33 protein-coding genes are annotated in these 19,300 nt (G+C 65.9%); 31 read left to right on the top strand and 2 right to left on the bottom strand.

From position 1 onward, the window contains the following. Positions 1-11: 11 nt before the first annotated feature. The 31 genes from G4D83_RS40995 to rplQ all read left to right on the top strand — a co-directional run bounded on the left by G4D83_RS40995 (position 12) and on the right by rplQ (position 17,099). Complete coding sequence (locus G4D83_RS40995) at positions 12-143, top strand: EF-Tu C-terminal domain-related protein (RefSeq protein ID WP_476703755.1); 132 nt, start codon at positions 12-14, stop codon at positions 141-143. Positions 144-344: 201 nt separating this feature from the next. Beyond that, complete coding sequence (rpsJ, locus tag G4D83_RS41000; protein WP_002633608.1) at positions 345-653, top strand: 30S ribosomal protein S10; 309 nt, start codon at positions 345-347, stop codon at positions 651-653. Between the two features lie 53 nt (positions 654-706). Then, on the top strand, positions 707-1,330 hold the full coding sequence (rplD, locus tag G4D83_RS41005; protein WP_141643991.1) for a 50S ribosomal protein L4: 624 nt from the start codon (positions 707-709) through the stop codon (positions 1,328-1,330). Further along, entirely contained in the window at positions 1,327-1,620 is a 294-nt protein-coding gene (locus G4D83_RS41010) for a 50S ribosomal protein L23 (protein WP_163870396.1), read from the top strand. The genes rplD and G4D83_RS41010 overlap by 4 nt, the downstream gene beginning before the upstream one ends. Before the next feature lie 35 nt (positions 1,621-1,655). Continuing rightward, positions 1,656-2,501, top strand: a complete 846-nt coding sequence (gene rplB / locus G4D83_RS41015; protein ID WP_163870397.1) for a 50S ribosomal protein L2 — start codon at positions 1,656-1,658, stop codon at positions 2,499-2,501. A 15-nt stretch (positions 2,502-2,516) separates the two neighbouring features. Beyond that, entirely contained in the window at positions 2,517-2,804 is a 288-nt protein-coding gene (rpsS, locus tag G4D83_RS41020; protein WP_046714300.1) for a 30S ribosomal protein S19, read from the top strand. A gap of 35 nt (positions 2,805-2,839) precedes the next feature. After that, the gene (gene rplV, locus G4D83_RS41025; protein WP_163870398.1) at positions 2,840-3,184 is read left to right on the top strand and encodes a 50S ribosomal protein L22; all 345 of its coding nucleotides are present in this window, start codon (positions 2,840-2,842) and stop codon (positions 3,182-3,184) included. Positions 3,185-3,224: 40 nt separating this feature from the next. Next, the gene (gene rpsC / locus G4D83_RS41030; RefSeq protein ID WP_163870399.1) at positions 3,225-3,887 is read left to right on the top strand and encodes a 30S ribosomal protein S3; all 663 of its coding nucleotides are present in this window, start codon (positions 3,225-3,227) and stop codon (positions 3,885-3,887) included. A gap of 66 nt (positions 3,888-3,953) precedes the next feature. Then, positions 3,954-4,373 (top strand): 50S ribosomal protein L16, encoded by a 420-nt coding sequence (gene rplP, locus G4D83_RS41035; protein WP_141643995.1) that lies wholly within the window; start codon positions 3,954-3,956, stop codon positions 4,371-4,373. 43 nt (positions 4,374-4,416) lie between these two features. Further along, a complete protein-coding gene (gene rpmC / locus G4D83_RS41040; RefSeq protein ID WP_174459337.1) occupies positions 4,417-4,632 on the top strand; it encodes a 50S ribosomal protein L29 in 216 nt (71 codons plus the stop codon). Between the two features lie 91 nt (positions 4,633-4,723). Next, on the top strand, positions 4,724-5,050 hold the full coding sequence (rpsQ, locus tag G4D83_RS41045; RefSeq protein WP_176435071.1) for a 30S ribosomal protein S17: 327 nt from the start codon (positions 4,724-4,726) through the stop codon (positions 5,048-5,050). A gap of 66 nt (positions 5,051-5,116) precedes the next feature. Then, complete coding sequence (gene rplN / locus G4D83_RS41050; RefSeq protein ID WP_163870400.1) at positions 5,117-5,485, top strand: 50S ribosomal protein L14; 369 nt, start codon at positions 5,117-5,119, stop codon at positions 5,483-5,485. Between the two features lie 46 nt (positions 5,486-5,531). Further along, positions 5,532-5,861, top strand: coding sequence for a 50S ribosomal protein L24 (gene rplX, locus G4D83_RS41055; protein ID WP_163870401.1), 330 nt, complete (start codon positions 5,532-5,534; stop codon positions 5,859-5,861). A 303-nt stretch (positions 5,862-6,164) separates the two neighbouring features. Beyond that, complete coding sequence (gene rplE / locus G4D83_RS41060) at positions 6,165-6,695, top strand: 50S ribosomal protein L5 (protein WP_174459338.1); 531 nt, start codon at positions 6,165-6,167, stop codon at positions 6,693-6,695. A 26-nt stretch (positions 6,696-6,721) separates the two neighbouring features. Beyond that, a complete protein-coding gene (locus tag G4D83_RS41065) occupies positions 6,722-6,907 on the top strand; it encodes a type Z 30S ribosomal protein S14 (protein ID WP_015350175.1) in 186 nt (61 codons plus the stop codon). Positions 6,908-7,099: 192 nt separating this feature from the next. Continuing rightward, a complete protein-coding gene (gene rpsH / locus G4D83_RS41070; protein ID WP_163870402.1) occupies positions 7,100-7,504 on the top strand; it encodes a 30S ribosomal protein S8 in 405 nt (134 codons plus the stop codon). Positions 7,505-7,568: 64 nt separating this feature from the next. Further along, positions 7,569-8,135, top strand: coding sequence for a 50S ribosomal protein L6 (rplF, locus tag G4D83_RS41075; protein ID WP_163870403.1), 567 nt, complete (start codon positions 7,569-7,571; stop codon positions 8,133-8,135). Between the two features lie 108 nt (positions 8,136-8,243). Next, positions 8,244-8,600: a 50S ribosomal protein L18 gene (rplR, locus tag G4D83_RS41080; RefSeq protein WP_163870404.1), complete on the top strand. Its 357-nt coding sequence runs from the start codon at positions 8,244-8,246 to the stop codon at positions 8,598-8,600. A 19-nt stretch (positions 8,601-8,619) separates the two neighbouring features. Then, complete coding sequence (gene rpsE / locus G4D83_RS41085) at positions 8,620-9,141, top strand: 30S ribosomal protein S5 (RefSeq protein WP_046714290.1); 522 nt, start codon at positions 8,620-8,622, stop codon at positions 9,139-9,141. A gap of 2 nt (positions 9,142-9,143) precedes the next feature. After that, complete coding sequence (gene rpmD, locus G4D83_RS41090; RefSeq protein WP_163870405.1) at positions 9,144-9,413, top strand: 50S ribosomal protein L30; 270 nt, start codon at positions 9,144-9,146, stop codon at positions 9,411-9,413. Positions 9,414-9,432: 19 nt separating this feature from the next. After that, complete coding sequence (rplO, locus tag G4D83_RS41095; RefSeq protein WP_163870406.1) at positions 9,433-9,960, top strand: 50S ribosomal protein L15; 528 nt, start codon at positions 9,433-9,435, stop codon at positions 9,958-9,960. 134 nt (positions 9,961-10,094) lie between these two features. After that, positions 10,095-11,441 carry a preprotein translocase subunit SecY gene (gene secY / locus G4D83_RS41100; protein ID WP_163870407.1) on the top strand — a complete coding sequence of 449 codons (1,347 nt, stop codon included), beginning with the start codon at positions 10,095-10,097 and terminating at the stop codon, positions 11,439-11,441. Between the two features lie 162 nt (positions 11,442-11,603). Further along, complete coding sequence (locus G4D83_RS41105; RefSeq protein ID WP_163870408.1) at positions 11,604-12,257, top strand: adenylate kinase; 654 nt, start codon at positions 11,604-11,606, stop codon at positions 12,255-12,257. A gap of 97 nt (positions 12,258-12,354) precedes the next feature. Next, the gene (gene map, locus G4D83_RS41110; RefSeq protein WP_163870409.1) at positions 12,355-13,113 is read left to right on the top strand and encodes a type I methionyl aminopeptidase; all 759 of its coding nucleotides are present in this window, start codon (positions 12,355-12,357) and stop codon (positions 13,111-13,113) included. Between the two features lie 152 nt (positions 13,114-13,265). Next, complete coding sequence (gene infA / locus G4D83_RS41115) at positions 13,266-13,484, top strand: translation initiation factor IF-1 (RefSeq protein ID WP_002614803.1); 219 nt, start codon at positions 13,266-13,268, stop codon at positions 13,482-13,484. Between the two features lie 76 nt (positions 13,485-13,560). Further along, a complete protein-coding gene (gene rpmJ / locus G4D83_RS41120; RefSeq protein WP_002633586.1) occupies positions 13,561-13,677 on the top strand; it encodes a 50S ribosomal protein L36 in 117 nt (38 codons plus the stop codon). Between the two features lie 54 nt (positions 13,678-13,731). Further along, on the top strand, positions 13,732-14,115 hold the full coding sequence (rpsM, locus tag G4D83_RS41125; protein ID WP_141644008.1) for a 30S ribosomal protein S13: 384 nt from the start codon (positions 13,732-13,734) through the stop codon (positions 14,113-14,115). 62 nt (positions 14,116-14,177) lie between these two features. Further along, positions 14,178-14,618, top strand: coding sequence for a 30S ribosomal protein S11 (gene rpsK, locus G4D83_RS41130; RefSeq protein WP_163870410.1), 441 nt, complete (start codon positions 14,178-14,180; stop codon positions 14,616-14,618). Between the two features lie 72 nt (positions 14,619-14,690). After that, entirely contained in the window at positions 14,691-15,317 is a 627-nt protein-coding gene (gene rpsD / locus G4D83_RS41135; RefSeq protein ID WP_141644010.1) for a 30S ribosomal protein S4, read from the top strand. A 163-nt stretch (positions 15,318-15,480) separates the two neighbouring features. Beyond that, positions 15,481-16,503, top strand: a complete 1,023-nt coding sequence (locus tag G4D83_RS41140; protein WP_163870411.1) for a DNA-directed RNA polymerase subunit alpha — start codon at positions 15,481-15,483, stop codon at positions 16,501-16,503. Between the two features lie 182 nt (positions 16,504-16,685). Further along, positions 16,686-17,099 (top strand): 50S ribosomal protein L17, encoded by a 414-nt coding sequence (rplQ, locus tag G4D83_RS41145; protein ID WP_163870412.1) that lies wholly within the window; start codon positions 16,686-16,688, stop codon positions 17,097-17,099. Between the two features lie 108 nt (positions 17,100-17,207). On the opposite strand, the gene G4D83_RS41150 is transcribed toward rplQ, so the two are convergent. Both G4D83_RS41150 and G4D83_RS41155 read right to left on the bottom strand, forming a co-directional pair. Then, positions 17,208-17,753, bottom strand: a complete 546-nt coding sequence (locus tag G4D83_RS41150) for a hypothetical protein (RefSeq protein WP_240357105.1) — start codon at positions 17,751-17,753, stop codon at positions 17,208-17,210. 150 nt (positions 17,754-17,903) lie between these two features. Further along, the gene (locus G4D83_RS41155) at positions 17,904-19,292 is read right to left on the bottom strand and encodes a tetratricopeptide repeat protein (protein WP_163870414.1); all 1,389 of its coding nucleotides are present in this window, start codon (positions 19,290-19,292) and stop codon (positions 17,904-17,906) included. Positions 19,293-19,300 lie beyond the last annotated feature (8 nt).

The raw sequence follows: 19,300 nt of genomic DNA on the forward strand, positions 1-19,300 counted from the left end.
TGGAAATGGTGATGCCGGGCGACAACATCGCGATCGAGGTGGAGCTCATCACCCCGGTGGCGATGGACAAGGAGCTGCGCTTCGCTGTTCGCGAGGGTGGCCGCACGGTGGGCGCCGGCGTCGTGGCGGAAGTGATCGAGTAGCAGGCCTCCTCCCGGCTCCCATGGACATCCCCTCGGGGAATTTCCAGGGAGCCGGAGGAAATCCAGTTGCATACACCGGGGCGGGATGGTAATCACCGCGCCCCTTCGTTCTGAAGAAACGGCTCTGTGACAACCAGGGGACGTCGGTCGTAGCGCCTCCCGGGGCGTTGGCACAAAGTTCGTTCTAAGAGGTTCTTGCGAATGGCGACACAGAAGATCCGCATCCGGCTGAAGGCATACGACTCGAAGCTCCTGGACCAGAGCGCGGGTGAGATCGTCGAGACGGCCAAGCGCACGGGCGCGAAGGTGGCCGGTCCGATCCCCCTTCCTACGCGCATCAACAAGTTCACGGTGCTGCGTTCGCCGCACGTGGACAAGAAGAGCCGCGAGCAGTTCGAGATCCGCACGCACAAGCGCCTGCTCGATATTCTCGAGCCCACGCAGCAGACGCTGGATGCGCTCATGAAGCTGGATCTGTCGGCCGGCGTTGACGTCGAGATCAAGTCCTAGGAAGCGGGTGGGCGTCCGAGTGGTTTCACTCCGACCCCCGCGAGGAAAGTGCCATGGCGAAGTTTGACGTTGTCGACCTCGATTTGAAGAAGGTGTCGGAGATTGAGCTCTCCGACGACATCTTCGGCGCTGAGCCGAACGCGCACCTCTTTTACGAGGTCGCGAAGATGCAGCAGATCAACCGGCGTCGCGGCACGGTGGGGGTGAAGAACACCTCGCTGGTCAGCGGCGGCGGCAAGAAGCCCTGGAAGCAGAAGGGCACCGGCCGCGCCCGCCAGGGTTCCATCCGCGCTTCCCACTGGGTGGGCGGCGGCAAGGCGATGGCCCCCAAGGCTCGCGACTACTTCTACCGCCCGCCCCGCAAGGTGCGTCGCGGCGCGCTGAAGTCGGCGCTGTCCCTGCGCGCCAAGGAGAAGACGCTCATCATCCTGAGCGGGTTCTCCCTGGACGCCCCCAAGAGCAAGCAGGCCTTCGAGGCGCTCACCAAGCGCCTGAAGCTGCAGAACGCCCTGGTGGTGGACGAGAAGAGCAACACCAACCTGCACCGCAGCGTGCGGAACCTGGCGAAGTTCGACGTGCTTCCTCCCGAGGGTCTCAACCTCGAGGCTGTTCTGAAGCACTCGCACCTCGTGCTCACCTCCGCGGCCGCGAAGACCCTCGAGGGGGCGCTCTCATGAATCTCAACGACGTCATCAAGGGCCCGCTCATCACCGAGAAGCTGGACAAGGCCCGCGAGAAGTTCCGTCAGTACTCGTTCATCGTCGACCGCAAGGCCACCAAGCACGACGTGGCTCGCGCTGTGGCGACGCTGTTCAAGGTCACGGTCGAGGGCGTCAACACGAACGTCGTCCGCGGCAAGATCAAGCGCGTGGGTCGGAGCATCGGCAAGCGGCCCAACTTCAAGAAGGCGGTCGTCACCCTCAAGGAAGGCGACTCGATCGAACTCTTCGAGGGAGGGGCGGCCTGACGCTACGGCGTTGAGGTCAGCCTGAGGAACACACCATGGGCATCAAGAAGTACAAGCCGACAAGCGCCGCCCGTCGTCACATGACGGTGTCCGATTTCGCGGACATCACCAAGGACGCGCCCGAGAAGAAGCTGACCGAGCCGCTCAAGCGCTCGGGTGGCCGCAACGTGCACGGACACATCACCCGGCGTCACCAGGGTGGTGGTCACAAGCGCCGCTACCGCGTCATCGACTTCAAGCGTCGTGACAAGGACGGCGTGCCGGCCAAGGTCACCGCGGTGGAGTACGACCCGAACCGCACCGCCAACATCGCCCTGCTGACGTACGCGGACGGTGAGAAGCGCTACATCCTGGCCCCGGTGGGTCTGAATGTGGGCGACACGGTGTTCGCCGGCGAGACCGCCGACATCCGTCCGGGCAACTCCCTGCCGCTGCAGAACATCCCGGTGGGTACCATCATCCACAACGTGGAGCTGAAGCCGGGCCGTGGCGCCCAGGTCATCCGCTCCGCGGGAACCTCCGGACAGCTGATGGCGAAGGAGGGCCGCTACGCGCAGGTGCGTATGCCTTCCGGAACCGTCCGCATGGTCCTCATCGAGTGCCGTGCCACCGTGGGCCAGGTGGGCAACATCGAGCACGAGATCATCCGCGTTGGTAAGGCGGGTAAGAGCCGCTGGCTGGGCATCCGCCCGACGGTTCGTGGTCTCGCGATGAACCCCGTGGATCACCCGCACGGTGGTGGTGAGGGTAAGTCCGGTCAGGGTAACCCGCACCCGGTGTCGCCGTGGGGCAAGAAGACCAAGGGTCTGACCACGCGCACCAACAAGCGTACCGACAAGTTCATCGTGAGCGGCCGCCGCCAGGGCGCGCGCAGCCAGTAAGAGGATTCGCAAGCCATGGCTCGTTCGATCAAGAAGGGTCCGTTCGTCGACGACTTCCTCGTCAAGAAGATCGAGGACATGATCAAGACGAACAAGAAGACTGTCGTGAAGACGTGGTCCCGCCGCTCCACCATCCTTCCGGAGTTCGTGGGTCACACCTTCGCGGTGCACAACGGGAAGAAGTTCATCCCGGTGTTCGTCACGGAGAACATGGTGGGCCACAAGCTCGGCGAGTTCGCCCCGACGCGTACGTTCGGTGGACACTCGGCGGAGAAGAAGGTCGCCAAGGCCCCGGGCAAGTAGCCTGGTGCATTGCCTGAGAGCCTGAGGAGATGACCATGGAGTCGACTGCACATCTGCGTTTTCTGCGCATGAGCCCCCGCAAGCTGTCCCTCGTTGCGGCGCTCATCCGGGGCAAGCCCGTCGAGGCTGCCCTCAACATCCTGAAGTTCACCAAGCGCGCCGCGGCCTTGCCGGTGGAGAAGCTCATCAAGAGCGCCGTGGCCAACGCGACGGACCTGTCCAAGGGTCAGGTCGACGTGGACACGCTCTACGTCAAGACCATCTCGGTGGACCAGGGTCCTACCCAGCGCCGGTTCATGCCGCGCGCCATGGGTCGGGCCACCCCGATCAAGAAGAAGACCGCCCACGTCCATGTGGTGCTGGCCGAGGCCAAGAAGTAGGACCCGTCGGGCCCAGCCCGGACGTTCAAGGAGATTCACGTTGGGACAGAAAGTTCATCCGATCGGGTTCCGGCTTGGCGTCATCAAGACCTGGGACTCCAAGTGGTTCGAGCACAAGAACTACGCGCAGTGGCTCCATGAAGACATCCGCATCCGCGAGTTCGTGAAGAAGTCGCTGAACCACGCGGGCGTGTCCAAGGTGGAGATCGAGCGCGCAGCCAACAAGGTGAAGGTCAACGTCCACACCGCGCGTCCGGGTATCGTCATCGGCAAGCGCGGCGCGGGCATCGAGACGGTGAAGAAGGACCTCCAGCAGTTCACGAAGAACGAGGTCTTCCTCAACATCGTCGAGGTCCGCAAGGCGGAGACCGACGCGCAGCTGGTGGCGGAGAACATCGCCACGCAGCTCGAGCGTCGCATCGCGTTCCGTCGCGCCATGAAGAAGGCGCTTCAGACGGCGATGAAGTTCGGAGCCAAGGGCATCCGCGTGGCCTGCTCGGGCCGCCTGGGTGGCGCCGAGATGGCTCGCTACGAGTGGTACCGCGAGGGCCGCGTGCCCCTGCACACCCTCCGCGCGGACATCGACTATGGCTTCGCCGAGGCCAAGACGACCTACGGCAAGATCGGCTGCAAGGTCTGGGTCTGCAAGGGCGAGGTTCTCCCGGGCAAGGGCGGCGCCGCCCCCATGCCTTCCAACCGCTAAGAGCCCTCCCGCTTTGGGCGCTCTCGAGAGAGGGCGCCCGGGGCAGGGCAGTGAAGGACAGCGACGATGCTTCAGCCTGCACGTACGAAGTACCGCAAGATGCACAAGGGCCGCACGCCTGGCGCCGCGCACCGTGGCAGCGACTTGACCTACGGTGAGTTCGGCCTGATGAGCCTGCAGCCGGGATGGATTACGTCCCGGCAGATCGAGGCGGCTCGTATCGCGATGACCCGCCACGTGAAGCGCGGCGGCAAGATCTGGATCCGAATCTTCCCGGACAAGCCCATCACCAAGAAGCCCGCCGAGACCCGAATGGGTACCGGTAAGGGTGGCGTGGAGTACTACGTCGCGGTGGTGAAGCCCGGCCGCATCCTCTACGAGATGGAGGGGATGACGACCGAGGTGGCCACGGGGGCGCTGAAGCTGGCGCAGGCGAAGCTGCCGGTGCTCACGCGTATCGTGACGCGCACGGACCTGAGCCTCTAGGCACCGCGGCGGGAGCCGCCTTCGGGTGGGCTCCCGCACGCATGTGGAGATAGCAATGGCGACTGCGAAGGAACTGAGAGAGCTGTCGGCGGACGACCTGCAGCGGCGGGCGACGGAACTGCGTGAGACGCTGTTCCAGGACCAGCTCAAGCGGCGGACCGGCTCGCTGGACAGCCCGGCGGAGCGGACCCTGCACCGGCGTGACCTGGCCCGTGTGCTGGCGGTTCTTGGCGAGAAGAAGAAGGCGGCGAAGGCTTAAGGGCCCCGTCGCGATTCCTCCAAGCGCGCTCGCTCAACGCGGGTGCGTACGGCCATCCGGGAAGCGAGAGCGCCCGGGTGCATGAGAGACAGTGAGAACGAAGATGGCTGAAACGACTGAAGCGCCCACGGCAGAGACCTCCACCCGCGGCCGTCCGAAGACGCGCGTGGGTATCGTCACCTCCAACAAGATGCAGAAGACGGTCGTGGTCACCGTCCAGCGCCGGGCTCCCCACCCGAAGTACGGGAAGATCATGAGCCTGCGCGAGAAGTACAAGGCGCACGTGGAAGACCACGACTATCCGAAGAAGATCACCATCAACGAGGGTGATCGGGTCCGGATCGCCGAGACCAAGCCTGCCTCGAAGGACAAGCGCTGGCGTGTGGTCGAGGTGCTGGAGAAGAGCAAGAACGTCTAGCACGCACCTCCACCTGCGCGGCCGTGAGGCGGTGTGGTGGAGTCACCGGCGATAGGAGATTCCCAGATGATTCAGATGACGAGCGTGCTCGACGTGGCGGACAACTCGGGCGCGAAGAAGGTGTTCTGCATCAAGGTGCTCGGCGGTTCGAAGCGCAAGTACGCGTCCATCGGCGACGTCATCGTCGTGTCGATCCGCGAGGCGCTGCCCAACTCGAAGGTGAAGAAGGGTGACGTGGCCAAGGCCGTCATCGTCCGCACCAAGCGCGAGGTGGGTCGGGCCGACGGCAGCTTCATCAAGTTCGATGGCAACTCCGCGGTCCTCATCAACAAGGACATGGAGCCCATTGGTACGCGCATCTTCGGGCCGGTGGCCCGTGAGCTCCGCGCCCGCAAGTTCATGAAGATCATCTCGCTGGCGCCCGAAGTCCTCTGAGAGGACCGCAGGCCGGACGGCGAGCAGCCAGAGAGACGAGGAAGCCATGCAGAAGATGAAAGTGGGAGACACGGTCCAGGTCATGGCCGGGGCCGAAGCCTCCGAGAAGAATCCCGCGACGAAGCGCGGCAAGGTGCTGAAGATCGACCGGGAGGCCGGCCGCGTGACCGTGGAAGGTCTGCGCCTGGTCAAGCGTCATCAGAAGAAGACGCCCCAGAACCCCGAAGGTGGGATTGTCGAGAAGCCCGGCACCATCGCCCTGGCGAATGTCCAGGTCGTGTGCGCCAAGTGCGACAAGCCGACCCGCGTGGGGGTCAAGACCGAAGGCGAGAAGCTCCAGCGGTTCTGCAAGAACTGCGACGCGCTGATTGACTAGGAGTCCCTGTTGGGGCATCTATGCGCGCCCTTCTGTCCGCCCTGGTGGGCGGGTAGGGGGGCGTGCAGGCAACGAGGGCCTGGGTTGTTCCGGGGCCCTCGAGGTGTTTTCAGTTTCCAGATGAAGGACTGATCGGACGCGCTGGGTCCACAACGGCGCCCCGAAGCAGAGGATACGACGATGGCTGACGAGAAGAAGCCGGACCAGAAGGAAAAGAAGGCGAAGCGGGGCAAGAAGGAAGAGGCCAAGAAGGTTGGCTTCGCGGCGAACATCGAGGAAGGCCTCGAGAGCAAGCCGGCCCGCATGAAGGAGCGCTTCCGCAAGGAAGGGGTGCCCGCCCTGATGAAGGAGCTGGGCCTCAAGAACCCGATGGAGGTTCCGCGTCTCCAGAAGATCGTCGTCAACATGGGTCTGGGCGAGGCGCTCGCCAACAACAAGATCCTGGAGTCGGCGGTGGACCAGCTCGCGGCGATCACGGGTCAGAAGCCCATCGTCACGCGCGCTCGCAAGTCCATCGCGAACTTCAAGCTGCGCCAGGGCCAGGCCATCGGTGCCGCCGTGACGCTGCGTGGCACCCGCATGTATGAGTTCATGGACCGCCTCATCACCGTGGCGCTGCCGCGCGTGCGTGACTTCAAGGGCGTGTCCCCGAAGGCTTTCGATGGGAAGGGCAATTACACGCTCGGCGTCCGCGAGCAGATCATCTTCCCTGAGATCAACTACGACCAGATCGAGAAGGTGAAGGGGCTCAACATCAGCTTCGTCACCACCGCCGCGAACGACGAGCAGGGGTTGGCGCTGATGCGTCACTTCGGCCTGCCGTTCCGTCAGTAAGCCCTCGAGCCAAGGACCTCAAGACAATGGCCAAGCTCTCCAAGATCGCCCAGGCGAAGCGCAAGCCGAAGTTCGCCGTGCGCCAGTACAACCGCTGCCCGCTGTGCGGTCGGCCGCGCGCCTTCCTGCGCAAGTTCAAGATGTGCCGTATCTGCCTGCGCAACCGTGCGCTGCGCGGTGAGATCACCGGCGTGACCAAGTCGTCCTGGTAGCCGGAAGGGCAGGGTGCTGAGGGGCTCGAAAGGGCTCATCGGCACCCTGGGCGTGCTCCGAGAGGAGCTCGCTCGAATGGATTTTCAACTTCAGCAGTGGCGATCGGCGCGAACCCCCGGGATGGGCCCGGCAGGCGCGGCGGTCGCGAACGCGAGATGCCCGATGACGGCTCTTGCTTTGGAAGGTAGCTCATGCCGGTCAATGATCCTGTTGGCGACATGCTGACCCGCCTGCGCAATGCTTCGCGCGCGCGTCACGACAAGGTCGTCATTCCCCACTCGAAGCTCAAGCTCGAGATCATCAAGGTCCTCAAGGATGAGGGCTACATCGGGGAGTTCGCCGTCGCGACCCCCGAGGGCTCGCCCCAGAGCGAGATCACCGTGCAGCTCAAGTACGGTCCCGACCGCAGCCCCGCCATCACCGGCATCCGCCGCGTGTCCACGCCGGGCCTCCGCCGCTACTGCGGCGTGGGTGACATCCCGCAGGTGCTGGGTGGAATGGGTATCTCCATCCTGTCCACGTCCCGCGGCATCCTGGTGGACTCCGAGGCCCGCAAGCAGAAGGCGGGCGGCGAGCTGCTCTGCACCGTCTACTAGCCAGCTGCCTGGTGGTCGCGCCTCGTGAGAGTGCGCGCCCCGGGCATACAGGACCGAGGCAACCATGAGTCGGATTGGAAAACTGGCGATCAAGCTCGGCGACAAGACGAAGGCCATCGTCGCCGGCCAGCAGGTGAATTTCGAGGGCCCCAAGGGCAAGCTGTCCGTGAAGCTGCCCGCCCGGGTCAAGGTGGAGATCAAGGACGGCCAGGTCAACGTGCAGCGCGAGGATGACTCTCGCGAGGCGCGCAGCCTGCACGGCCTGACCCGCACCATCCTCGCGAACGCGGCGAAGGGCGTGTCCACCGGCTTCGAGCGGAAGCTGGACATCCGCGGCGTTGGTTTCCGCGCCGAGGTGAAGGGCAAGGCCATCCACTTCTCGTTGGGCTACTCGCACCCGGTGGTGTTCAACCTGCCGGAAGGTGTGACGGCCGAAGTGGACAAGGCGGCCCGCACCGAGGACAGCCTGCCCACCGTGGGGCTGACGCTCCGCTCGGCGGACAAGGAAGCGCTTGGCGCGACGGCGGTGAACATCCGCTCGCTGCGTCCTCCCGAGCCGTACAAGGGCAAGGGAATCAAGTACTCCGAGGAGCGCATCCGCCGTAAGGAGGGCAAGACCGGAACGACCTAGTCGTTTCGTCTGTCCTGAGGGTTCCCAATCCCGTCGAGCCCGTGGGGTCCGACGGCATCATCCGGCGGCGGAAGGCCGCATCGCCGCCGGAAGGACAAGGAAGCAGCCATGCCGACGAAGATCGAATCCCGTCTCAAGAGGAAGAACCGCATCCGCAAGAAGCTCTCGGGCACCACCGAGCGGCCGCGGCTTTCCGTTTACAAGAGCCTCAAGCACATCTACGCGCAGGTGGTGGACGACACCACCGGCAAGACCCTCGCGTTTGCCTCGTCGCTGTCCAAGGATCTGAAGGGCCAGGACGAAGGCGACAAGAAGGCGGACGCGAAGCGGGTCGGTGCCCTGATCGCGCAGAAGTGCAAGGCTGCCAACGTCGAGGCGGTGGTGTTCGACCGCAACGGCTTCCCCTATCACGGGCGCATCGCCGCCGTGGCTGACGCCGCGCGCGAGGCCGGGCTGAAGTTCTAGCTTTCGAAAGGATTTCCAAGTGGCAACTCCGATCAATCCGAACGATCTGGACCTCACCGACCGCGTGGTGAACATCAACCGCGTGGCCAAGGTCGTGAAGGGCGGCCGCCGGTTCTCGTTCGCCGCCCTGGTGGTGGTGGGCGACGGCGCGGGACACGTGGGCGTCGGCCTGGGCAAGGCCAACGAGGTCCCCGAGGCCATCCGCAAGGGTGGCGAGAACGCGAAGAAGAACCTCTTCCGCGTCCCGCTCATGGGGCACACGATTCCGCACGAGGTGCTCGGGCACTTCGGCGCCGGCTGGGTGCTGTTGAAGCCGGCCAGCGAAGGTACGGGCGTCATCGCCGGTGGCGCTGTGCGCGCGGTTCTTGAGGCGGCGGGCATCCGCAACATCCTGACGAAGAGCCAGGGTTCGCGGAATCCGCACAACGTGCTGAAGGCCACGGTTGCTGGCCTGAAGCTGCTGCGGAGCGCGGCGCAGGTGTCGCGGCTTCGTGGCAAGGACGTCGAGTCGGCGAAGCTCGCCGGGGAGCAGAGGGGCTAGTCATGGCGCTCAAGGTGAAGCTGACGAAGAGCTATGCGGGCGCTTCCGAGGACATGCTGGCCACCATCCGTGGCCTGGGTCTGAAGAAGTTCGGTCAAGAGCGCCTGCTCAAGGACACCCCTGCCATCCGTGGGATGGCGTTCAAGGTGAAGCACCTGGTCTCCTTGGAGACGGTGACCACCGAGGCGCCGGCGCCGAAGCGCCGCAAGCCGCGCAAGATCGCCCTGCGGGATCGCGCGCGCGCCTACCAGGCCAAGCAGAACAAGGCCTGAGCACGAGAGGACTGAGACAATGAGCACTCTGCACGATTTGAAGCGTCCCTCGCGCTCGTGGCACCGCAAGAAGCGGGTGGGTCGCGGCCAGGGTTCCGGCCTTGGCAAGACGGCCGGCCGTGGTGGCAAGGGTCAGAAGGCCCGTTCCGGCAACATGCGGTTCGAGGGCTTCGAGGGCGGTCAGAGCCCCCTGCAGCGCCGCCTTCCGAAGTTTGGCTTCAACTCCCCCAACCGCACGGTGTACGCGGTGGTGAACCTGTCGGACGTGGATGCCCACTTCGACGCGGGCGCCACGGTGGATGAGGCCTCCCTGAAGAAGGTCGGTCTGGTCAAGGGTCGCTACCACGGCGTGAAGCTGCTGGGACACGGCACGCTGACCAAGAAGGTCACCATCGTGGTCCACAAGGCCTCCGAGGCCGCGAAGTCGGCGGTCGAGAAGGCTGGCGGCGCGGTGGATGTCCTTCCGCTGATGGCCCACAAGCCCGAAGCGGCCGCGAAGGCCCATGCTGGCAAGGGCGTCAAGGCCCCTCGGCAGCCCAAGGCTTGAGCATGTCCGGCGCGCATCACTTGCTGGTGGTGCGCGCCATTTCGCTTGTGTAGGCTTCTGCGCCCCTTTCCCGTCCGTGGAACAGGGGCGTTTTGTCGTCCTGGCAGAACCCTCACGAAGAGGATGGCTACCCCGTGGCTCTCAATGCCTTCGCCAACGTCTTCCGCATCGCGGAGCTGCGCAGCCGGCTCGCGTACACGCTAGCCCTGCTGGCCGTGTACCGCATCGGCATCTTCATCAATACGCCAGGCGTGGACCGGGCTGCGATGAACGCCTTCATGGACGCCCAGAAGCAGTCGGGCGGACTGGTGTCGCTGTTCAACCTCTTCTCCGGCGGCGCGCTGGAGCAGATGTCCATCTTCGGATTGGGCATCATGCCTTACGTCAGCGCCTCCATCATCATGCAGCTGCTGGCGGTGGTCATCCCCAGTCTGGAGCGACTGCAGAAGGAGGGCGCGGCGGGGCGGCAGAAGATCAACCAGTACACCCGCTACGGCACCATCGTCCTCTCCGTCATCCAGGGCATCGGCATCTCCCGGTGGCTGGCGTCCCTGGGGCGCTCGGACGCGGGGCAGAGCGGCTTCAACCAGGTGGTGGTGCCGGACGACAGCGTCTGGTTCACCTTCATGACGGTCATCAGCCTGACGGCCGGTACGGCCTTCATCATGTGGCTGGGTGAGCGCATCACCGAGCGCGGCATCGGCAACGGTATCTCCCTCATCATCTTCGCGGGCATCGTCGCCGGTGTGCTCCCGGGCGCCAAGACGCTGCTGGACCTGACGCGGCAGGAGGTCATCGCGGTGGCCGAGGTCCTGGCGCTGCTGTTCTTCATGCTCCTCATCATCGCGGCGGTGGTCTATGTGGAGCGCGGCATGCGCCGCATCCCCATCCAGTACGCCAAGCGCATGGCGGGGCGCCGGATGTTCGCGGGCCAGGCCACGTACTTCCCGATGAAGGTCAACACCGCGGGCGTCATCCCGCCCATCTTCGCTGGCGCGGTGCTGTCGTTCCCGGCCACGCTGGGCACGTGGTTCCCGTTCCTGCAGGACGTGCAGCGCGCCATTGAAGGCAACCTGTGGATCTACAACGGCCTGTTCGTGCTGATGGTCATCTTCTTCGCCTACTTCTACACGGCACTGACCTTCCGTCCGGATGACGTGGCGGACAACATCAAGAAGCAGGGTGGCTACATCCCGGGCATCCGCCCGGGTCGTCAGACGGCGGAGTTCATCGAGCGAGTGCTGAACCGGCTCACCTTCGGTGGCGCGCTGTACCTGGCGGTCATCTGCGTGATTCCCTCCGTCATCAGTGGCCTGCTCAACGTACGCTTCACCTTCGGCGGCACCGCGCTGCTGATTGTCGTGGGCGTGGCGCTGGACACGGTGCAGCAGATCGAGGGCCACCTCATCAGCCGCAACTACGAGGGCTTCGCCGGGCCGCGTGGCCCGCGCATCCGCGGCCGGGTGCGCGTGGCGGCCTGAGTCACGACGTTCACGTCCCGGGCGCCTCTCCCCGTCGTGGGGAGGGGCGCCTCGTCGTTCCGGGATGGAGTCGTTCAAGGTATTCGGTGGTGCACACGGGGGGCGCTTGGAAGCTTCGTGGCCGACGACTTCCGTGCCTTCCTTGGGAGCTGAGAGGAGCACATGAACCTGATCCTGTTGGGACCGCCGAACGCGGGGAAGGGTACGCAGGCGAAGAAGCTCTTCGCCGACTTCCACATCCCGCAGATCTCCACCGGTGACATCCTCCGCAAGGCAGTGGCGGAGGGGACGGAGCTGGGGAAGGTCGCGGGTCCGTTGATGGCGGCGGGCCAGTACGTGCCGGACGAAGTCGTCATCGGTATCGTCGAGGAGCGCTTGAAGCAGTCGGACGTGGCCCAGGGCTTCGTGCTGGATGGCTTCCCGCGCACGCCGGGCCAGGCTGACGCGCTGGACAGGATGCTGGGGCGGCTGGGCAAGCAGCTCGACGCGGTCGTATCGCTCGAGGTGCCGCACAAGACGCTGGTGGAGCGTGGCTCCGGCCGGCGTGTCTGTCCCGTGGATGGCAGCGTCTACCACGTGGACCAGAGCCCCCCGAAGCGCGCGGGGTACTGCGACAAGTGCGGCACGGGGCTCGTGCAGCGGCCCGACGACATGCCGGACGTCATCGAGAAGCGCCTGCAGAAGTACGACGCGGAGACGGCGCCCCTGAAGGCCTTCTACGCGAAGAAGGGCGTGCTCACGAGCGTGGACGGCGTGGGCTCCCCCGATGGCATCTACGAGGAGATCAAGAGCGCCGCGGGCAAGGGCAAGGCTTGATGTGCGGACGTGCTGGCGAGCGGATGCGAGGCGCTTGCGGCGCCCGCGGAGGCTTGCCGCCCGTTCTCCGTGCGCGGTTGGCGCGCACGGACCGCCCATGAGTCAGGTGGGAATCAAATCGAGGGAGGAGATTGCCCTCATGCGCCAGGCCGGGCGCATCGTCGCCGACGTGCTGGATGCGCTGGAGAAGGCCGTGGTCCCGGGTGTCACCACCTGGGAGCTGGACGCGCTGGCGGAGAATCTGACGGCGGAGCGGGGGGCCAGGCCGGCGTTCAAGGGCTACCTCGGCTTCCCGTGTGTGCTGTGCGCCTCCATCAACGACGAGGTGGTGCACGGCATCCCCAGCAAGCGGCGGAAGCTGGCCGAGGGTGACCTGATGAAGCTCGACTTCGGGGTGTCCTACAAGGGGTGGTTCGGGGACGCGGCGAGGACGGTGCCAGTGGGGAAGGTGTCCGCCGAGGCGCAGTCGTTGCTGGACACGACGCGGGAATCGCTCCAGAAGGCCATCCAGGCGATGAAGCCGGGCAACCGGCTGGGCGATATAGGGCATGCCGTCCAGCGGCACGTGGAGGCCAGGGGGTACTCCGTGGTCCGGGACTTCACCGGCCATGGGATTGGCCGGAAGCTCCACGAGCACCCCCACGTGCCCAACGTCGGACAGGCGGGGGCGGGAATGAAGCTCCGGGCGGGGATGGTCCTCGCGGTGGAGCCCATGGTCAACCAGGGCACCCACGAGGTGGAGATCCTGGACGACGACTGGACGGCGGTGACGGCGGACCGGAAGCTGTCCGCCCATTTCGAGCACACCATCCTCATCACGGATGGCGGAGCTGAAGTGCTCACCCGGGGGGCGTGAAGGCAGCCGGGACAGCGGGTGAAATGCGAAGATGTTACGGTGGGTTGGTAGGAATCCGAGTTTTGCCGCGCGGGACGCTTGCCACTTGCGGACCAAAGTGCTATCCCGCCGCGCTTCCAGAAGGTTCGTGGTCCGGGAAGAGGGTTTGACGCTTGCCGAAGGATGATTCCATCGAAGTCGAGGGGACGGTGATGGAGCCCCTCCCCAATGCGATGTTCCGCGTGGTGCTGGATAATGGCCACAAGGTGCTCGCGCACATCTCGGGCAAGATGAGGATGCACTTCATCCGCATCCTCCCGGGAGACAAGGTGAAGGTCGAGCTGTCTCCGTACGACCTGACGCGCGGGCGGATCACGTACCGGGCGAAGTAGAAAAGGGCGCCGCCCTGGGACTGGGGTGGCGGCCCCTCATGACTTTTCATCTGTTCGAAGGAAGGAAGTTCGCTCCATGAAGGTTCGGGCGTCCGTCAAGAAGATCTGCGACAAGTGCAAGGTTGTTCGCCGCAAGGGCATCGTGCGCGTGATTTGCGCTTCCAACCCCCGGCACAAGCAGCGCCAGGGCTAACGGCCGACAGGCCGTTGGCTTCAGACCAACTCCACTCCAGAAGGAAGACCGAAGATGGCTCGTATCGCCGGCATCGACCTGCCGCCCAACAAGCGCGCCGTGATCTCGCTCCAGTACATCTACGGGATCGGCAACAAGTCCGCGCAAGACATCATCGAGGCGGCGGGCATCGATCCCACCACCCGGACCAAGGACCTCACCGAGGACCAGGCTCGCAAGATCCGTGAGATCATCGAGGCCAGCTACAAGGTCGAGGGTGACCTCCGGCGTGAAGTGACGATGAACATCAAGCGTCTGATGGATCTGGGCTGCTACCGGGGTCTCCGTCACCGCAAGGGCCTGCCTGTCCGTGGCCAGCGCACCCATACCAACGCGCGTACCCGCAAGGGTCCGAAGCGTGGCATCGTCCGGGCGAAGCCTGCCGCTCCGGCTCGGTAAACCGCAGCGCCGGCCCGTGAGGTGCCGGCGTCGATCACCTCCTCTCAGGAGCAGCAACTCAAATGGCTGACGAGATCAATACTTCGGCTGCGGCGCCTACGGGCACCGAGGGCGAGGCCCCTGCCGCGAAGAAGGCCAAGCGCAAGGGCAAGAAGAGCATTCTCAATGGCGTGGTGCACATCCAGTCCACGTTCAACAACACCATCATCACGATCACGGACGTGTCCGGGAACGTGATCTCCTGGTCCTCGGCCGGGGCGCGTGGCTTCAAGGGAAGCCGCAAGTCCACCCCGTTCGCCGCCCAGGTGGCCGCCGGCGATGCCGCGGCGAAGGCGATGGAGCACGGGCTGAAGAACGTGTCTGTGTTCGTGAAGGGTCCGGGCGCGGGCCGTGAGTCGGCGCTGCGCGCGCTGGCCGCCGCCGGTCTGAAGATCAACCTCATCCGCGACGTGACGCCCATCCCGCACAACGGGTGCCGTCAGGCCAAGCGCCGCCGCGTCTAACCCCTTCGTCCGGGCCGCCCTTCGCGCTCGCGAGCGTGGGGGCGGCTCCAGATCACCTTTAAGGAGAAGTCTGTGGCCCGTTACACCGCGAGCGCTTGCCGTATCTGCCGGCGCGAAAACCTCAAGATGTACCTGAAGGGCGACCGCTGCTACACGGACAAGTGTGCCATCGAGCGCCGCCCGTATCCCCCCGGTCAGCACGGCCAGGGCCGCGTGAAGTTCTCTGGTTACGGCGTGCAGCTGCGCGAGAAGCAGAAGGTCAAGCGCATGTACGGCCTGCTGGAGAACCAGTTCCGCGGCTACTACCACCGCGCGTCCGCCGCCAAGGGCAAGACGGGTGAGAATCTCCTGCAGCAGCTGGAGCTCCGCCTGGACAACGTGGTGTTCCGCATGGGCTTCGCGGATACCCGCAACGAGGCGCGCCAGCTGGTTCGCCACGGCCACTTCCAGGTGAACGGCCGCAAGGTCAACATCCCCTCGTTCTCCATCAAGCCCGGCACGTCCGTCGAGGTGGTGGAGAAGAGCCGCAAGGTGCTGCGCATCTCCGAGGCGCTGGAGACCGTGGACCGCCGTGGCGTTCCGCAGTGGATCGACCTGGACAAGAAGTCGTTCAAGGGCACGGTTCGCACGGTCCCCAACCGCGAGGACCTGACGATGCCCATCCAGGAGCAGCTCATCGTGGAGCTCTACTCCAAGTAGTCCCCGCGCCAGGCCGCGGCTCGCGCCTGGACGAGGTACTCAACAACGCCCTGGCCGACGAGGCCGGGGCGTCGTGCTTTATCCGCAGTCCCCTACGTGGCCATCCTCCCGCCGTCCCGGTGGGTAGGTCGGTGGTGGCGCACGTCTCGAGGAGTCGTACACCATGGCTGATACGTACATTGCGAAGAACTGGCGTGACCTCATCAAGCCGCGCCGCATGGAAGTGGATCAGGACAGCCTGACCCCTACCTACGGGAAGTTCATCGCGGAGCCGCTGGAGCGTGGCTTCGGCACCACGCTGGGCAACTCGCTGCGCCGGGTGCTCCTGTCGTCGCTGCAGGGCGCGGCCATCACCTCGGTGAAGATCGAGGGCGTGGACCACGAGTTCACCACCATCCCCGAGGTGTCCGAGGACGTCACGGACGTCGTGCTGAACCTGAAGGAAGTCCTCCTTCGGATGCACACGAACGAGCCGAAGACGCTGCGCATCGAGGCGGAAGGGCCCAAGGAAGTGAAGGCGGGTGACCTCATCACCGACGCCGACGTGGAGATCCTCAACCCGGGTCACCACATCTGCACCATCTCCGAGGGTGGCAAGCTCCGCATGGAGCTGCAGTGCCGCCGCGGCCGTGGCTACGTGCCGGCCAACTCGAACAAGGTGGTGGGTGCGCCCATCGGCACCATCCCCATCGACTCGCTGTTCTCGCCCACCCGCAAGGTGAACTACCAGGTCACCAACGCGCGCGTCGGTCAGGTCACCGACTTCGACAAGCTGTCGCTCGAGGTCTGGACGGACGGCTCGGTGTCCCCGCAGGACGCGGTGGCGTACGCGGCGAAGATCATCAAGGAGCAGCTCACCGTCTTCGTGAACTTCGACGAGACGGAGGAGCCGGTCATCGCCGAGGCGCCGAAGGAAGAGGCGAAGCTGAACGAGAACCTGTTCCGCTCGGTGGACGAGCTGGAGCTGTCGGTGCGTTCCGCCAACTGCCTGCAGCAGGCGAACATCAAGACCATCGGCGACCTGGTGCAGCGCACCGAGGCCGAGATGCTCAAGACGAAGAACTTCGGCCGCAAGTCGCTGAAGGAGATCAAGGAGATCCTCGCGGAGATGGGCCTGTCGCTCGGCATGAAGCTCGAGAACTGGCCCCCGAAGCAGGCTCCGGCCCCGGCGGCGCCGAAGGCGTAGAGTCTTCGTGGTACTTTCCTTGCGCGCCCGCGACATGGCGGTACGCGGCGCGGAGGGAAGGGGTCCAGGGCGGTTGACCGGACCCGACCAGCAGTGGTGAGCCCCGTGTCGGGCTCACCCTTCCCACCCGGTACCTGATACGGCCGGAGTGGTGGCCCCTGACGGGGACCCGGAGCACGACGATGCGTCACAAGGTCGGACAACGAAAGCTGCACCGCACCACGAGCCACCGGCTCGCGATGCTCAACAACATGGTCACCTCGCTGCTCGAGCACCAGGCCATCCGCACCACCGTTCCCAAGGCCAAGGAGGCCCGGAAGATGGCGGAGCGCATCATCACGCTGGGCAAGCGCGGTGGGCTCTCCAACGTGCGTCTGGCGGCTCGGATCGTGAAGGACCGCGACGTGCTGCAGAAGGTCTTCAGCGAGTACAAGGACCGCTACGCCAACCGTCCCGGTGGCTATACCCGCATCATCCGCCTCGGCTTCCGCCGGGGTGATGCCGCGGAGATGGCCCTCCTGGAGCTGGTGGACCGGCCCGAGAAGAAGGCCGCAGCCGCCGAGGCTCCTGCCGCCGAAGAGACCAAGGCCGAGTAAGGCCGTCCTCCGCACGCCCCTTCGCGAGGAGGGGCGGGTGGAAACGCAGAGGGCGCTCTTCCCAAGTGGAAGGGCGCCCTTCGTGTTTGCGGGGCTCCGAAGGGCTCGCTACTTCGGGCCGAGGAGGCGCTTCCACTCGGTGCGCAGATCCTCGGTGAGGTTCGCGCTGTCGTCGCTGCTGTGCATCTCCAGCGTGTCGAAGCGCAGGTCCGCGGGCGCGGCGCCGCCGGTCCCCATGAGCTGCTTGGGGGTAATGGTGATGAACTCCCCGGCGCCCACCGAGGGCACGGCCGCGCGGTACTGGCCGTTGACGATGAGCGTGACGTCCTTCCACGCCTCCTTGCTCTCGTTCCAGATGGTGATGGAGGGCCGGTCCAGTTTGTCGCTGAGCACCAGCCGCGCGTCCATGTCACCCGTCTGCATGGAGCTGCCAGGGCAGGCGATGACGAAGCTCGCCGCCGTCAGCGCCAGCCACCCGGCGATGATGGAGGCCTTGTACTTGAAGAAGCGATCCCGCTGCCGGAAGTCCCCCGCGAACTCCTTCAGGATGGAGAGCGCGTTGAGGGCCTGGTTGGAGGCCTCGCCCGCGAGCCGCTTGCCCAGGGCATCGTCCTGCTTGCCCTTCTGGAGCGGCGCCGTGCGCGCGGCCGACATCACCCGCAGGGTGCCTGGGTCCGTCGGCGTGCGAGGCGTGCCCGGACTGCTCGGAGTCCGGGGCTGAGTGCCGGGATTGGTTACCGTGCGCGGAGACTTGCGGCCATCACTCATCGGGCGCGAAGTGTAGAGGGCACGAGCCGGTGGTGGCTACTGGCCCTTGAGGGATTGCAGCGCGCGCGAGGCCACCGCGTTCTCCGGCTGCGCCTCCAGCACCTTGGACAGCCAGCGCTCGGCTTCCTCGGCCGCCGACTTCCTCACCTGCGGGCGCGAGGACTTCATCGACTGCTCGGTGAAGAGCAGCCCCAGCCGCAGCGAGAACTCCACGTTCTCCGGGTCTTTTTCGACCACGTAGCGCAGCTCGCGCTCCGCGGCGGGATAGTCCGCTTCGAGCTGGTACACGAGCGCCAGCTTGCCCCGTGCGGGGATGGAGTCGGGCGACAGGGATACCGCCACGGTGAAGGCCTCGCGGGCCGCGACCAAATCCCTCCGCTCGAGGTGAAGATCTCCCAGCCGGAACCAGGCCGCGTCCAGCAACGGATGCAGCGCCACGGCCTTCTCGAACGACGCGCGCGCGGCGTCTGGACGCTGGCGGGAGGCGTACAGCTCGCCCAGGTAGAGGTGATTCTTCCCGTCGCGCGGAGCGCTTTCGATGGCCTGCTTGAACTCGTCCACCGCGCGGCCCGCGTCGTCCAGGCGTTGATAGGCGAGCCCCAGCAGCGAGTGCAGCACCGCCAGGTCCGGGTAGTCGTGCAGCACCTCCTCGAAGGCCAGGATGGCGTGCTGGGGCGCATCCAGGTCATTCAGGTAGCGCAGGCCTTCTTCCAGCTTGGCCTCGGCCGCCTTGGGGATGCCGCCGAAGGGGTCGCTGACCTGCTCCATCAACGCGCGCGCGGTGGCCACGTCGGCGGGGGTGGGGCGGCCTCGGACGACGACTCCCAGCGCCTCGACAGCGCCCGCGGAATCACCGGTGCGGTGCAGCGCCTTGGCCAAGGGCAGGCGCCAGGCGGTGCGCTCGGGGGCGAGGGCCGCCGCGCGACGCAGGGGCTCCACGGCGGCGGCGTACTGCTCGGACTCCAGGCGGGCGACGCCCAGGCGGTGGTGATACTCGGCGGTGTCCGGGGAGAGGGTGATGGCGCGCTCGAAGGCCGTCACCGCCGGCGCGCCGGCGTCCTTGGCCCGTGAGAAGAGGGCGAGCCCGAGCATGTACTGGTCCACCGCGCGCTCGCTGGTGGCGATGCGCCCCTGGAGCTCTTCAGTCCACGCGTCCGTGCGGCCCGCCTTCACCTGGGCCTCCGTCAGCGTCCGGGCCACGTCCAGGTCCTCGGGCGTCTTGGCGTGCAGCTCCTTCAGGATGCCGAGCGCCTTCTGCGGCTGGTTCTCCTCCAGGTACGCCCGCGCCCGGGAGCGCTCGTCGGTGGGGCGGGGCGCGCCCGTGGTGGCCGAGGTGGTGTGGCCGCAGCCGGCGGCGAGCAGACCCAGGCCGAGGACTGCGGCGCGGACCCAAGGGCGAAAGCGAAAGGCGGGAGTCGTCGTCACGGGAGAAC

This window comes from Myxococcus eversor (genome assembly GCF_010894455.1).
GTDB lineage: Bacteria > Myxococcota > Myxococcia > Myxococcales > Myxococcaceae > Myxococcus > Myxococcus eversor.

What these genes read in the sequence shown, in the direction of transcription:
- G4D83_RS40995 (WP_476703755.1), top strand. Translation starts at nt 12, where the DNA reads ATGCCGGGCGACAACATCGCGATCGAGGTGGAGCTCATCACCCCGGTG.
- rpsJ (WP_002633608.1), top strand. Translation starts at nt 345, where the DNA reads ATGGCGACACAGAAGATCCGCATCCGGCTGAAGGCATACGACTCGAAG.
- rplD (WP_141643991.1), top strand. Translation starts at nt 707, where the DNA reads ATGGCGAAGTTTGACGTTGTCGACCTCGATTTGAAGAAGGTGTCGGAG.
- G4D83_RS41010 (WP_163870396.1), top strand. Translation starts at nt 1,327, where the DNA reads ATGAATCTCAACGACGTCATCAAGGGCCCGCTCATCACCGAGAAGCTG.
- rplB (WP_163870397.1), top strand. Translation starts at nt 1,656, where the DNA reads ATGGGCATCAAGAAGTACAAGCCGACAAGCGCCGCCCGTCGTCACATG.
- rpsS (WP_046714300.1), top strand. Translation starts at nt 2,517, where the DNA reads ATGGCTCGTTCGATCAAGAAGGGTCCGTTCGTCGACGACTTCCTCGTC.
- rplV (WP_163870398.1), top strand. Translation starts at nt 2,840, where the DNA reads ATGGAGTCGACTGCACATCTGCGTTTTCTGCGCATGAGCCCCCGCAAG.
- rplP (WP_141643995.1), top strand. Translation starts at nt 3,954, where the DNA reads ATGCTTCAGCCTGCACGTACGAAGTACCGCAAGATGCACAAGGGCCGC.
- rplN (WP_163870400.1), top strand. Translation starts at nt 5,117, where the DNA reads ATGATTCAGATGACGAGCGTGCTCGACGTGGCGGACAACTCGGGCGCG.
- rplX (WP_163870401.1), top strand. Translation starts at nt 5,532, where the DNA reads ATGCAGAAGATGAAAGTGGGAGACACGGTCCAGGTCATGGCCGGGGCC.
- rplE (WP_174459338.1), top strand. Translation starts at nt 6,165, where the DNA reads ATGAAGGAGCGCTTCCGCAAGGAAGGGGTGCCCGCCCTGATGAAGGAG.
- G4D83_RS41065 (WP_015350175.1), top strand. Translation starts at nt 6,722, where the DNA reads ATGGCCAAGCTCTCCAAGATCGCCCAGGCGAAGCGCAAGCCGAAGTTC.
- rpsH (WP_163870402.1), top strand. Translation starts at nt 7,100, where the DNA reads ATGCCGGTCAATGATCCTGTTGGCGACATGCTGACCCGCCTGCGCAAT.
- rplF (WP_163870403.1), top strand. Translation starts at nt 7,569, where the DNA reads ATGAGTCGGATTGGAAAACTGGCGATCAAGCTCGGCGACAAGACGAAG.
- rplR (WP_163870404.1), top strand. Translation starts at nt 8,244, where the DNA reads ATGCCGACGAAGATCGAATCCCGTCTCAAGAGGAAGAACCGCATCCGC.
- rpmD (WP_163870405.1), top strand. Translation starts at nt 9,144, where the DNA reads ATGGCGCTCAAGGTGAAGCTGACGAAGAGCTATGCGGGCGCTTCCGAG.
- rplO (WP_163870406.1), top strand. Translation starts at nt 9,433, where the DNA reads ATGAGCACTCTGCACGATTTGAAGCGTCCCTCGCGCTCGTGGCACCGC.
- G4D83_RS41105 (WP_163870408.1), top strand. Translation starts at nt 11,604, where the DNA reads ATGAACCTGATCCTGTTGGGACCGCCGAACGCGGGGAAGGGTACGCAG.
- map (WP_163870409.1), top strand. Translation starts at nt 12,355, where the DNA reads ATGAGTCAGGTGGGAATCAAATCGAGGGAGGAGATTGCCCTCATGCGC.
- rpmJ (WP_002633586.1), top strand. Translation starts at nt 13,561, where the DNA reads ATGAAGGTTCGGGCGTCCGTCAAGAAGATCTGCGACAAGTGCAAGGTT.
- rpsM (WP_141644008.1), top strand. Translation starts at nt 13,732, where the DNA reads ATGGCTCGTATCGCCGGCATCGACCTGCCGCCCAACAAGCGCGCCGTG.
- rpsK (WP_163870410.1), top strand. Translation starts at nt 14,178, where the DNA reads ATGGCTGACGAGATCAATACTTCGGCTGCGGCGCCTACGGGCACCGAG.
- G4D83_RS41140 (WP_163870411.1), top strand. Translation starts at nt 15,481, where the DNA reads ATGGCTGATACGTACATTGCGAAGAACTGGCGTGACCTCATCAAGCCG.
- rplQ (WP_163870412.1), top strand. Translation starts at nt 16,686, where the DNA reads ATGCGTCACAAGGTCGGACAACGAAAGCTGCACCGCACCACGAGCCAC.
- G4D83_RS41150 (WP_240357105.1), bottom strand. Translation starts at nt 17,753, where the DNA reads ATGTCGGCCGCGCGCACGGCGCCGCTCCAGAAGGGCAAGCAGGACGAT.